Origin of the sequence: Pseudorhodoplanes sp., from assembly GCF_035565795.1 — a bacterium.
GTDB lineage: Bacteria > Pseudomonadota > Alphaproteobacteria > Rhizobiales > Xanthobacteraceae > Pseudorhodoplanes.
Genome location: NZ_DATMRV010000227.1, coordinates 23,778 through 36,585 on the forward strand (window position 1 = coordinate 23,778; position 12,808 = coordinate 36,585).

The following is a 12,808-nucleotide window of genomic DNA, read 5'->3' on the forward strand; positions in this document are numbered from 1 at the left end:
GAAATTCCGCCGGAAGCGTGTTGCACGAATTTTGAGCAGGGCCGGATGCCCTGCTCTTTTTCATTTCAGGAGCCGCAAAGAAAAAAGCGCCGGACGACCTCTTTCGGGGGGAGGGGGTGCAGGTCGTCCGACGCGTTGGACAGCCGACATGCGGCCGTCTGCACGGACAACCGGCCTCGGGAGAAATCGTTCCCGGGCCGGTCCCATAAATCGCGCACGGCGGCATCAGGAGGAGCGGCCTTATGCCCGGCCCCAGGGCCCGGCACTCGTCCCCCATGCGCCAAACCCTGCGCTTAGGTCCAGCAAGGTACCCGGGCGCCGAAAACAGGCGATCAGCGGGGTCCAGTCATAGTCGTGGAGGGTAGCTGTCGCGACCGAACGTCCATTCCGGATGGAAATGCCCGTTGTCGCCGAGCAGGCAAACCTCCGCGTTCTGGCCCCGCTCCCCAAGCCTCTGGGCGGCATCGACAGCAAACATCAGGGCTTCCCGGCGAGTGTGGTACGGGCCGAAATCGCCACCTTCGAACCGGATCATCCAGCCGCCCTCGGTCTGCACGATGAAATAGCGCGAATGTGGCATGTCGCATCCCGGTCGGTGTTCAGGTGTTGCACCCGACAACCGCTGCGACGGCACCGAGGTTCCGGCGAGCCGGCCCTCGCTTTCGGATTTCGGATCAGGAGATGACGGGTGGCCGGGGCAGGCCCGGAATGTCATCAAGTCCGATCAGACGATACGCATAAATCACTGCAAGAACTGCGAAAATGAGCCCCGCGACAAGCGTGGTCCAGACCAGCTTGAGAAGGATCCGCGGCAGCACCGGGGCGCCGGGATCGGTGCCGGGTTCGGTCTCGGCTTCATGCTGCGACCTGACCCCGAAAGGCAGCACCGCGAACAGCGTCACCCACCAGATCAGGAAATAGATCGCAGCACCCGTAGTCCAGCTCATGCTCGTAGAACCGCGATTGAGGACCGGACGACGACCGGCGAACGTGATGATCTCAGACTTGCTCGATCTCGACGAGCGTGCCGAAGAAGTCCTTCGGGTGCAGGAACAGCACCGGCTTGCCATGCGCGCCGATTTTCGGATTGCCGTCGCCGAGCACCCGTGCACCTTTCGCCTTGAGCACGTCGCGCGCGGCGATGATGTCCTCCACCTCGTAGCAGATATGGTGGACGCCGCCGTCCGGATTGCGCTCGAGAAATTTCGCGATCGGAGAATCCGCGCCGAGCGGCTCCAGCAGTTCGATCTTGGTGTTCGGCAGCGTGACGAACACCGTGGTCACGCCATGCTCGTGCTGTTGCACCGTCTCCGATACCTGAGCGCCGAGCGTCTCGCGATACACCTGCGAGGCCTTCGCGAGATCGCGAACGGCAATCGCCACATGGTTCAGTCGTCCGATCATGACGCGACTATACCGCAAGAATGTGGACGTGACAGACCGGCTTCTTGCCCCATTGTTGGGCGATCGCGCTGCGCACCCCTCGCCTCACCGCTTCCGCAACCGAATCCGGATCGCGCCGCCGCGCCTTCGGCAGGCTCTCGAACGTGTCATGCACAGCGTCGAGCGCGACGTCGGCGAGAACCGAGCCGTCCTTCCCGTGTTCGGGAATGCCAAACAATTCGACCTCCGGATCGGCGGCAAGCGCGCCCTTTTCGGTCAGCGCCAGCGCCACCGTCACCATGCCGACGAAGCTCAGGCGGCGGCGATCCGAGATCGTCCGGCTATCGGCCGGCACAAGAACGCCCCCGTCCTTGTAAACCCGGCCGTGCGGCACCTCGTCGATGACGCCGGCAGGTCCGGGTGCGAGCTGGACCATGTCGCCATTCCGGCAGCTGACGATCTCCGGGATTCCGAGCCGCCGCCCGATCGCGGCATGTTCGGTCAGGTGCAAGGACTCGCCATGCACCGGAACGAGGATTTTCGGCTTCACCCAGCCGAGCAGTTCCTCGACCTCGCCGATCCGCGGATGACCCGACACATGCACAAGATGCGTACGATCGGTGATGACCTGGATGCCCTGGTCGATCAGACCGTTGATTACGGTGGACACGGCCTTTTCGTTGCCGGGAATGGTGCGTGACGAGAAGATCACGCGGTCGCCGCGCGCGAGCGTGATATCGGGGTGCTCATCCTGCGCAATCCGCGCAAGCGCCGCCCGGGGCTCGCCCTGGCTGCCCGTGCACAACGCGACCACCTTGTCGGGCGGCAGATAGCCGTAGACATCCGGCCCGCGGAATTCCTGCACCCCGTCGAGGTAGCCGGTCTCCCGTGCGACCTGCACCACGCGCTCCATCGCGCGCCCGACGACGACGACCTCGCGACCGGCCGCTTTCGCGCCGTCCGCGACCGCGCGCAATCGCGCGACATTCGACGCAAAGGTGGTCACCGCGACGCGTGCCGGCGAGGAGGCAATCAGCTCCGCCAGCGTGCGGGCGACATCGGCCTCCGATGGCGAGCGACCGTCTCGCACGGCATTCGTCGAGTCTCCGACGACCGCGAGCACGCCCTCGCCGCCCAGCCGCTGCAGCTTGTCCTGATCCGTCGGCAGTCCGACGCCCGGCGTCTGATCGAGCTTCCAGTCGCCGGTATGCAGCACGACACCATGTGGAGTGCGGATGATCAGCGCGTTGGATTCCGGGATCGAATGCGACATCGACACGAGTTCGATATCGAACGGCCCGGCCTCGAACCGGCTGCCGATCGGCACGACCTTGACCTCTATGTCCGGCGCACCGGGTTCGCTCGCCTTCTTGGCCTCGATCAGGGCCGCGGTGAACGGCGTTGCATAGACCGGCACGCGAAGCTGCGGCCACAGATCGAACAGCGCGCCGAAATGGTCCTCATGCGCGTGGGTGATGACGATCCCCGCAAGGCTGCGCCGCTCCTCAACGAGATAGCGGATGTCCGGGAACATCAGGTCGATCCCCGGCAAGTGCTCCTCGGAGGCGAACGAAACGCCGCAATCGACCGCCAGCCACCGCCGGCGGTGCTCGTCACCGAGGCCGTAGATCGACAGGTTCATGCCGATCTCGCCGACACCGCCGAGCGGTGCGAACACGAGTTGCCCCGGCGCCGCCATCACGATGCGGCTCCGTTTTGGGAGACGTCACCGAAATAGACGTCGCCAGCGCTGATGACGCGGATCATGCCGTCGGTCTTGCGAAGGATCAGCCTGCCCTCCTCGTCCAGCGTTTCGAAAATGCCGCTCTCCACCCGGTCTCCCGTTCGTACCGAAATCGCTTGCCCGATTCCCCGCGCCTGCGCGAGCCAGGCCCTGCGGATCACGTCAAATCCGTGGCCCTCGTCCCAGCGGCCGGCATATCCCATCCAGGCATCCGTCAGCTGCGAGAAAACGGACCCGGCAGTAATTTCGGGTGCGAATGACCGCAGAAACGCTGCCGGATAGGGCATCCCGCTTGGCGCCGATGCGACATTGACGCCAATACCGATCACAATGGCCAGCGTCCCCGCCCGCGCCTCCGATTCCAGCAGCAGACCGGCCACCTTGGCGCCATCTGCGAGAACGTCGTTTGGCCACTTCAACGCGAACACGGCTCCCTGCGCCTGCGCGCTGCATGCATCGCGCACGGCAAGGCTCGCTACAAAGCCCAACGTGGCCGCGACCGCCGGAGTCACCGGCAACGACACCAGCAGGCTTGTCGCGAGGTTGCCGCCAGCCGAGACCCACTCGCGCCCTCGCCGGCCGCGTCCCGCGGTCTGCTCACGCGCGACGATCCAGAGCGGCCCGCCCTCGCCCGACCGCGCGAGGCGCAGCGCCTCGCTGTTGGTCGAGTCCAGGCTTTCGTGAACGACGAGGCGATGCCCGGCTTCGGCCGCACGCGGCCCGAGCTCAAATCCCATCGATCAGAACAGCGACTTCGCCGCGGCCGTGGCGGCATTGAGAAGCGGCCCCGGCCACGCGAAGAACAAGAGATTGAACAGGCCAGCAACGCCGAGCACTGCGACCTGCTCTCCGGACATCGGCTCGAAGCTCTTCTGCGGCTCGTCGAAATACATCGTCTTCACGATGGCGAGATAATAATAGGCGCCGATGACGCTCGTGAGCACGCCGATCACGGCCAGTGCGTAGAGACCGGCATTGATCGCCGCGATGAAAACATAGAACTTCGCGAAGAAACCGGCGAGCGGTGGAATGCCCGCGAGAGAGAACATCAGCATCGCGAACATGAACGCCAGCATTGGCGACGTGCGGGCGAGACCCGCGAGGTCCGAAATATTCTCAACCATGCCGCCGGCGCGCTTCATCGACAGCACACAGGCGAAGGAGCCGAGCGTCATCGCGACGTAGATCGCAACATAGATCAGGACGCCCTGAACGCCCTCCTGCGTGCCGGCGGCAAGACCGACCAGCGCGAAGCCCATATGGCCGATGGACGAATAAGCCAGCAGGCGCTTGATGTTGGTCTGCCCGATCGCCGCAAACGAACCGAGCGCCATCGAGGCGATCGAAACGAATACGACGATCTGCTGCCACTGCACGGTGATGCTGGGGAATGCGGTCATGGTCGCGCGCACGAAAATCGCCATCGCCGCGACCTTGGGCGCTGCGGCGAAGAATGCCGTCACCGGCGTCGGCGAACCTTCATAGACGTCGGGCGTCCACATGTGGAACGGCACCGCCGACACCTTGAAGCAGAGGCCAGCGAGCAGGAAGACCAGGCCGAAGGTCAGCGCGAGCCCGCCTTGCGGCGCAGCCTGCGAGATAGCGGCGAAGGAGATCTGCCCCGTCGCACCGTAGACCAGCGACGCACCGTAAAGCAGCATGCCCGACGACAGCGCGCCGAGAACGAAATACTTCAGGCCGGCCTCGGTCGACTTCGCGGAATCGCGGTCGATCGCCGCGATCACGTAGAGCGACAGGCTCATCAGTTCCAGACCGAGATAGAGCGCGATCAGATCGGTCGCGGAGATCAGCATGCCCATGCCGACCGCGGACAGAAGCATCAGGATCGGATACTCGAATTTCCGCATTCCGGCGCGCTTGACGAAATCGAACGACATCAGGATCGCGACCGCCGTTCCGCCGAACGAAAGGATCTTCACGAACCGCGCAAAGTCGTCGACCACGAAGCTGCCGCCGAACGTAGTCAGGCTGCCGGCCGGCAACAGGATCACCGCGATGCAGGCCGCGACCAGAAGCACGATCGCGGCCGTGCTCACGATCAGGTTGGTACGTTCGCCGCCATAGGCGCCAACCATCAGCAGCACCATCGCGCCGACAGCGAGAATGATCTCGGGCAGCGCGGGAATGAGGCTTGGAAGCTCGCCGGTCATTTCTTTTCACCTGCGGTGCGCAGCTCGGCCTCCGCCTTCTTGGTCTTGCCGATGGCGGTCTGGTATTGCGCGACGAGGGCGTCGACCGAGGCCGACGACACGTCGAGCACCGGCTTCGGCCAGAAGCCGAACAGCAGCGTCAGGACCACGAGAGGAACGAAGATACCGATCTCCCGCGCATCCATGTCCTGGATCGATTGGAGCTTGGGCTTTTCGAGTTTACCGAACACCATCTTGCGATAGAGCCAGAGCGCGTAGCAGGCGGACAGGATCACGCCGAGTGTCGCCAGCGTCGCGACCTGGACATTGACCTTGAAAGTGCCGAGCAGCGTCAGGAACTCGCCGACGAATCCCGATGTGCCGGGCAATCCGACATTGGCCATCGTGAACAGCATGAACACCGCGGCATAGATCGGCATCCGCTCGACCAGGCCGCCATAGGCCGCGATCTCGCGGGTGTGGATCCGGTCATAGACCACGCCGACGCACAGGAAGAGCGCGCCTGAAACGATGCCGTGCGAGACCATCTGGAAGATGCCGCCGCCGACGCCCTGTGCGGTCGCGGCGAAGATGCCCATCGTCACGAAGCCCATATGGGCGACGGACGAATAGGCGATCAGCTTCTTCACATCCTCCTGCATCAGCGCGACCAGAGAAGTGTAGACGATCGCGACGACGGACAGCGTGAAGACCAGCGGCGCGAAGTCGGCGGACGCCAGCGGGAACATCGGCAACGAGAAGCGCAGGAAGCCGTAGCCGCCCATCTTCAGGAGGATCGCAGCAAGAACGACGGAGCCAGCAGTCGGCGCCTCGACGTGCGCATCGGGCAGCCAGGTGTGGACCGGCCACATCGGCATCTTCACCGCGAACGAGGCGAAGAACGCCAGCCACGCCCAAGTCTGCAACTGGCGGGGGAATTCGTGCTTGAGCAGCACGGTAATGTCGGTCGTGCCGGCGCTCCAGTACATCGCCATGATGGCGAGCAGCATCAGCACCGAGCCGAGCAGCGTGTAGAGGAAGAACTTGAAGCTGGCATAGACGCGCCGCGGACCACCCCAGATTCCGATGATCAGGAACATCGGGATCAGGCCGGCCTCGAAGAACAGATAGAACAGCACAAGGTCGAGGGCCGCGAAGGTGCCGACCATCATCGTCTCGAGGACGAGGAAGGCGATCATGTATTCCCTCACGCGGCTCTGAACCGAGTCCCAGCTCGCAATGATGCAGATCGGCATGATCGCGGTCGTGAGAATGACGAGCGGCAGCGAAATGCCGTCGACGCCCATATGGTAGGAGGCATAGCCACCGAGCCAGCGGGCCTTCTCCACGAACTGGAATTCGGCCGAGGAGGCATTGAAGCGCCATACCAGAACCAGCGACACCGCGAAGGTGATCAGGGTGGTCCAGAGCGCCACCCAGCGCGCATTGCGCTTGACGGATTCGGTATCGCCCCGCAACGCCATGATGAACAGGGCGCCGACCAGCGGCAGGAAGGTGGTGACGGACAGGACGGGCCAGGTTGCCATGTCAGCGGACTCCCGCGAACATGAACCAGGTGATCAGGAGCGCAGCTCCGATCAGCATGGCGAACGCGTAGTGATAGAGATAGCCGGTCTGCAGCCGCACGACGTTCCTCGTGACATCGAGGACACGCGCGGAGACACCGTCCGGCCCGAAACCGTCGATCAGCCAGCCGTCGCCACGTTTCCACAGCGTATAGCCGAGCCACTTCGCCGGACGAACGAAGATGAAGTCGTAGATTTCGTCGAAGTACCACTTGTTGAGCAGGAAGCGGTACAGGACCTGATGGTCGCGCGCGAGCCGGACCGGCATCGCGGGATCGCGCAGATAGAACTGCACGGCGACCAGGAAGCCCGTCAGCATCATGACGAACGGCGTCAGTTTCACCCACAGCGGCACGTGATGAATGGCGTCGATGACCGCCTGGCTCTGCGCCAGCGACTGCCGAAAGAATTCCTGCACGTGGTGGCCGGCGAAATACTCGTAGAACGGATAGCCCGCGAGGATCGAGCCGGCGCCAAGCACATAGAGCGGCACCATCATCACCATCGGGCTCTCATGCGCCGCGTCATAATGGTGGTGATCATGCGGCTCGCCGAAGAAGGTCTTGAAGATCAGCCGCCACGAATAGAACGAGGTCAGGCAGGCGGCGACCACCGTCGCCGCGAAGGCGTATGGCGCGATCGGGTTCTTGCCCATAAACGCCGCCTCGATGATGGCGTCCTTGGAGAAGAAGCCGGCGGTCAACGGGAAACCGGTCAGCGCGAGCGTGCCGATCACCATCAGCCAGAAGGTCTGCGGGATCTTCTTGCGCAGGCCGCCCATGTGGCGGATGTCCTGCTCGTGATGCATCGCGTGGATCACCGAGCCCGAGCCAAGGAACAGCAGCGCCTTGAAGAAGGCGTGCGTGAACAGGTGGTACATGCCGACCGAATAGGCGCCGACGCCCATCGCGACGAACATGTAGCCCAGCTGCGAGCAGGTCGAATACGCGACGATCCGCTTGATGTCGTTCTGCACGAGGCCGACGGTCGCGGCGAAAAGCGCCGTGATCGCGCCGACGAGCGTCACGACCATCAGCGCGACCGGTGCGAGTTCGAACAGCGGCGACAGCCGAGCCACCATGAACACGCCGGCGGTGACCATGGTCGCGGCATGGATCAGCGCCGAAACCGGGGTCGGGCCCTCCATCGCGTCGGGCAGCCAGGTGTGCAGCAGGAACTGCGCGGACTTGCCCATCGCGCCCATGAACAGGAACAGGCAGATCAGCGTCAGCGCGTCGGCGTGCCAGCCGAAGAAATCGATGGTCTTGCCGGTCAGTGACGGCGCCTGCGCGAACACGGTGTCGAAGTCGATCGCGTTCGTCATAAGGAAGACGGCGAAGATGCCGATCGCGAAACCGAAATCGCCGACGCGGTTGACCACGAAAGCCTTGATCGCAGCCGCATTCGCTTCGGGCTTCTGGTACCAGAAGCCGATCAGGAGATAGCTCGCAAGACCGACGCCCTCCCAGCCGAAGAACAGCTGGGCGAGGTTGTCCGCCGTCACCAGCGCGAGCATCGCGAAGGTAAACAGCGACAGATAGGCGAAGAAACGCTGACGGTGCGGATCCTCGTGCATGTATCCGATCGAATAGAGATGCACGAGCGACGACACGGTCGTGACCACGACCAGCATCACCGCAGTCAGCGCGTCAATCCGAAGCGCCCAGTCGACCTTCAGGTCGCCGGACTGAATCCAGGTGAACAGCACGACGCGCTCATCGACATGACCGAAGCCCACGCGCACGAAGGCGATCCAGGACAGAATCGCCGAGACAAACAGCAACAGCGTTGTGACCAGTTCGGCCGGACGAGCACCGATGAGCCGGCCGAACAGGCCCGCGATCAGAGCGCCAAGCAGCGGGAGAAAGACGATCGCCTGATACATGTGCGGCTCAGCCCTTCATCAGGTTGACGTCTTCGACCGCGATCGAACCGCGGTTGCGGAAATACACTACGAGAATGGCGAGCCCGATCGCGGCTTCCGCTGCCGCGACGGTGAGAATGAACAGGGCGAAGATCTGTCCGGAAATGTCGCCCATGAAACTCGAGAACGCGACGAAGTTGATGTTGACCGAGAGCAGGATCAGTTCGATCGACATCAGGATGATGATGATGTTCTTGCGGTTCAGGAAGATGCCAAAGATCCCGAGCGTGAACAGGATCGCGGCGACCGACAGATAGTGACCGAGCCCGATGACCATTATTGCAGCCCCTGCCCCGGCTGAACCTTGACCACCTCGATCGCGGTCGCGGGCGTGCGCGCGACCTGATCGGAGATGTTCTGGCGCTTGACCCCTTCCTTGTGACGCAGCGTCAGCACGATCGCGCCGATCATGGCGACGAGGAGCACAAGCCCCGCCGCCTGGAAAAAGTAGATGTATTTCGTATAGAGCACGAGGCCGATGGCCTCGGTGTTGGTGATGTCGGTCGGAATCGGGGCCGCCACGACGCGCGGTGTCCCGCCCCCGATCGTCCATGCGCCGACCACCAGCAGGATCTCCGCCAGAAGCACGATGCCGATCAGCGCGCCGATCGGCAGATATTGCAGGAAGCCCTCCCGCAATTCCGCAAAGTCCACGTCGAGCATCATGACGACGAACAGGAACAGCACCGCGACTGCGCCGACATAGACCACGACCAGGATCATCGCGAGGAATTCGGCGCCGAGCAGCATGAACAGCCCCGCCGCATTGACGAAGGCAAGGATCAGGAACAGTACCGAGTGCACGGGATTGCGCGAGGCAATCACCATCAGCGCGGAGGCGATGCAGATGGCGGAGAAGAGATAAAAGAAGAGCGCTGCGATCATCGTTCGTTACCGGTACGGTGCATCGAGCTTGATGTTCTGCGCGATTTCCCGCTCCCAGCGATCGCCGTTCGCGAGCAGCCGCTCCTTGTCGTAGTAGAGTTCTTCGCGGGTCTCGGTCGCAAATTCGAAATTCGGACCTTCCACGATCGCATCCACCGGGCATGCCTCCTGGCACAGCCCGCAATAAATGCACTTCACCATGTCGATGTCGTAGCGCGTGGTGCGGCGGGTGCCGTCGTTCCGGCGCGGACCGGCCTCGATGGTGATCGCCTGCGCCGGGCAGATCGCCTCGCACAGCTTGCAGGCGATGCAGCGCTCCTCGCCGTTCGGATAACGGCGCAGCGCGTGCTCGCCACGAAAGCGCGGCGAGATCGGCCCCTTTTCGAACGGATAGTTCAGGGTCGGCTTGGCCTTAAAGAAATAGCGCATACCGAGAAAGAAGGCCTGGATGAATTCGGTGAGGAACACCGACTTGGCTGCCTGATCCAGTCTCATGACACGACCTTTCCGCGCGCCGGGCGCGGGCATGACGGAATATGTGGCGCGCTCGTCATTTCGGGGCCAAGCCTCCGAACTGAAGGACCGCAGCGACGATCACGACCATCGCCAGCGAGATCGGCAGGAACACCTTCCAGCCGAGCCGCATCAGTTGGTCGTAGCGATAGCGCGGCACGATCGCCTTGGCCATCGCGAACAGGAAGAACATGAACAGGCACTTGAGCGTGAACCACACCACGCCCGGAACCCAGGTGAACGGAACGACGTTCACGGGCGGCAGCCAGCCGCCGAGGAACAGGATCGTCCCCATCGCGCACATGGTAGCGATGGCGACATACTCGCCCAGCATGAACATCATGTAGGGCGAAGACCCGTACTCGACCATGAAGCCCGCGACGAGCTCGGACTCCGCTTCCACCAGATCGAAAGGCGGCCGGTTGGTCTCCGCCAGCGCCGAGACGAAGAAGATCACGAACATCGGCAGGAGCGGCAGCCAGTACCAATTCAAGAGACCGTAGCGGCCGTTCTGAGCTTCGACGATGTCGGTCAGATTGAGCGAACCGACGCAGAGCAGCACCGTGATGATCACGAAGCCGATCGAGACTTCGTACGACACCATCTGTGCGGCAGAGCGCAGCGCGGCGAGGAACGGATATTTCGAGTTCGACGCCCAGCCGCCCATGATGATGCCATAGACGCTGAGCGACGAGATCGCGAAGATGTAGAGGATGCCGACATTGATATCGGCGATCACCCATCCTGCATTGACCGGGATCACCGCCCAGGCCGCCAGCGACAGCACGCAGGTGACCAGCGGCGCCAGCAGGAACAGACCCTTGTTTGCACCCGCCGGGATCACCGGCTCCTTCAGGATGAATTTCAGAAGGTCGGCAAAGGACTGCAACAGGCCCCATGGCCCGACCACGTTCGGCCCGCGCCGGATTTGCACCGCCGCCCAGATCTTGCGATCGGCATACAGAACGTACGCGATCGCGACGAGCAGGATCACGAGCAGCAACAGGCTTTGCGCGACGATGATGATCAGCGGCCAGAGCCAGGTCCAGAAGAAGTCCACCATGCCCCTACTCCGCCGCCGTCATGGTGCGCTGCTCGGCGAGCGCCGAGCATTCGGCCATCACCGCGCTCGCGCGTGCGATCGGGTTCGTGAGATAGAAATCGTCGATCACGGACCCGAACGGCGCCTTGTCAGGGGCGCCCGCCAGCTGCGCGAGCCTGCGCAGGTCCGCAATATCGCCCGGCGTGACCGTACCGATCCGCTGCAGATGCGGATGCGCCGCGAAGATCGCCTGCCGCAACTGCGCGAGTGAATCATAGGGCAGCCGCGCGCCAAGATGATCGGACAGCGCCCGCATGATGGCCCAGTCCTCCCGCGCGTCACCGGGCGGGAACGATGCGCGCGTCGCCATCTGCACTCGCCCCTCGGTATTGACATAGAGCCCGGACTTTTCCGGATAGGCCGCACCCGGCAGGATCACGTCGGCACGATGCGCGCCGGCATCGCCATGCGAGCCGATATAGACAACGAACGGACCGCGATCGACGTCGATCTCGTCGGCACCGAGAGAGAACAGAACGTCGACATCGCCCGACGCCATCTGCAGCGCGGTCTTGCCGCCCTCGCCCGGCACGAAACCGATATCGAGCGCACCGACCCGCGACGCCGCGTAGTGCAGGACCGAATAGCCGTTCCAGATGTCGGACACGGCGCCAACCTCGACCGCAACGCGTGCAGCCAGAGCGGCAACGCGCGCGCCGTCGTTGCGGGTAAAGATCGACGCACCGACCAGCACCATCGGACGCTCGGCCTTGCGGAGGATATCGGCGTAATCGCCCTTCCCGTTCGCGAGTTCCGCCAGCGAATCCGGCCCGGCGCCGAGATGGTGATACGGATAGGTCAGGTCGACCCGCTCGCCGATCAGAGCAATCGGGAAATGCCCCATCCGCCAGCGCTTGCGGATCCGCGCGTTCAGGATTGCAGCTTCCTTGCGCGGATTGGCGCCGACGATCAGCAAGGTATCGGCCTGCTCGATCCCAGGAATTGTCGCGTTGAACAGATAGGCCGCACGGCCCCAGCGCGGATCGATCATCGAGCCACGCTGACGCGCATCGATGTTGCGCGAGCCAAGCCGCGTCATCAGATCCTTCAGCGCGAACATTTCCTCGACCGCACTGAGATCGCCGGCGATGGCGCCGATCTTCTCAGGACGCGCCGCCTTCACCTTGTGGGCGATGACGTGGAAGGCTTCGTTCCAGGTGGCCGGACGCAGCCGTCCGTTTTCACGGATGTAAGGCGAGTCGAGGCGCTGCGCGCGCAAGCCGTCTACGACATGACGGGTCTTGTCGGAGATCCACTCCTCGTTCACGTCTTCATTGGTGCGCGGCAGGATGCGCATTACTTCGCGGCCGCGCGTATCGATGCGGATCGCCGAGCCAACCGCGTCCATCACGTCGACGGATTCAGTCTTGTTCAGCTCCCACGGCCGCGCCGTGAAGGCGTAGGGCTTCGAGGTCAGCGCGCCGACCGGGCACAAATCGATGACGTTGCCCTGCAGCTCCGACGTCATCGCGTGCTCGAGATAGGTCGTGATTTCCATATCCTCGCCGCGGCCGATGGCGC

13 protein-coding genes are annotated in these 12,808 nt (G+C 63.5%); all 13 read right to left on the reverse strand.

The features are described from left to right. Positions 1-346 precede the first annotated feature (346 nt). On the reverse strand, positions 347-580 hold the full coding sequence (locus tag VNZ93_RS20140; protein WP_325709375.1) for a DUF2188 domain-containing protein: 234 nt from the start codon (positions 578-580) through the stop codon (positions 347-349). Positions 581-674: 94 nt separating this feature from the next. Further along, positions 675-947 carry a DUF1467 family protein gene (locus tag VNZ93_RS20145; RefSeq protein WP_325709377.1) on the reverse strand — a complete coding sequence of 91 codons (273 nt, stop codon included), beginning with the start codon at positions 945-947 and terminating at the stop codon, positions 675-677. Between the two features lie 52 nt (positions 948-999). Beyond that, positions 1,000-1,404 (reverse strand): methylmalonyl-CoA epimerase, encoded by a 405-nt coding sequence (mce, locus tag VNZ93_RS20150; protein ID WP_325709380.1) that lies wholly within the window; start codon positions 1,402-1,404, stop codon positions 1,000-1,002. 7 nt (positions 1,405-1,411) lie between these two features. Further along, positions 1,412-3,082 (reverse strand): ribonuclease J, encoded by a 1,671-nt coding sequence (locus tag VNZ93_RS20155; protein ID WP_325709408.1) that lies wholly within the window; start codon positions 3,080-3,082, stop codon positions 1,412-1,414. Next, positions 3,082-3,864: a biotin--[acetyl-CoA-carboxylase] ligase gene (locus tag VNZ93_RS20160; RefSeq protein WP_325709383.1), complete on the reverse strand. Its 783-nt coding sequence runs from the start codon at positions 3,862-3,864 to the stop codon at positions 3,082-3,084. The genes VNZ93_RS20155 and VNZ93_RS20160 overlap by 1 nt, the downstream gene beginning before the upstream one ends. Before the next feature lie 3 nt (positions 3,865-3,867). Beyond that, a complete protein-coding gene (gene nuoN, locus VNZ93_RS20165; RefSeq protein WP_325709386.1) occupies positions 3,868-5,298 on the reverse strand; it encodes an NADH-quinone oxidoreductase subunit NuoN in 1,431 nt (476 codons plus the stop codon). Next, on the reverse strand, positions 5,295-6,824 hold the full coding sequence (locus tag VNZ93_RS20170; RefSeq protein WP_325709388.1) for an NADH-quinone oxidoreductase subunit M: 1,530 nt from the start codon (positions 6,822-6,824) through the stop codon (positions 5,295-5,297). The genes nuoN and VNZ93_RS20170 overlap by 4 nt, the downstream gene beginning before the upstream one ends. Position 6,825: 1 nt before the next feature. Beyond that, positions 6,826-8,748 carry an NADH-quinone oxidoreductase subunit L gene (nuoL, locus tag VNZ93_RS20175; RefSeq protein WP_325709391.1) on the reverse strand — a complete coding sequence of 641 codons (1,923 nt, stop codon included), beginning with the start codon at positions 8,746-8,748 and terminating at the stop codon, positions 6,826-6,828. Positions 8,749-8,755: 7 nt separating this feature from the next. Further along, complete coding sequence (gene nuoK, locus VNZ93_RS20180; protein ID WP_325709394.1) at positions 8,756-9,064, reverse strand: NADH-quinone oxidoreductase subunit NuoK; 309 nt, start codon at positions 9,062-9,064, stop codon at positions 8,756-8,758. Beyond that, positions 9,064-9,672: an NADH-quinone oxidoreductase subunit J gene (locus tag VNZ93_RS20185; protein WP_325709396.1), complete on the reverse strand. Its 609-nt coding sequence runs from the start codon at positions 9,670-9,672 to the stop codon at positions 9,064-9,066. Before VNZ93_RS20185 ends, nuoK begins: the two co-directional genes overlap by 1 nt. 6 nt (positions 9,673-9,678) lie before the next feature. Further along, positions 9,679-10,167 carry an NADH-quinone oxidoreductase subunit NuoI gene (gene nuoI / locus VNZ93_RS20190; RefSeq protein WP_325709399.1) on the reverse strand — a complete coding sequence of 163 codons (489 nt, stop codon included), beginning with the start codon at positions 10,165-10,167 and terminating at the stop codon, positions 9,679-9,681. Positions 10,168-10,222: 55 nt separating this feature from the next. Continuing rightward, the gene (gene nuoH / locus VNZ93_RS20195) at positions 10,223-11,248 is read right to left on the reverse strand and encodes an NADH-quinone oxidoreductase subunit NuoH (protein WP_325709402.1); all 1,026 of its coding nucleotides are present in this window, start codon (positions 11,246-11,248) and stop codon (positions 10,223-10,225) included. Positions 11,249-11,252: 4 nt separating this feature from the next. Continuing rightward, positions 11,253-12,808 (reverse strand): molybdopterin-dependent oxidoreductase (locus tag VNZ93_RS20200; RefSeq protein WP_325709405.1); only part of this gene is annotated, 1,556 nt, incomplete at its 5' end.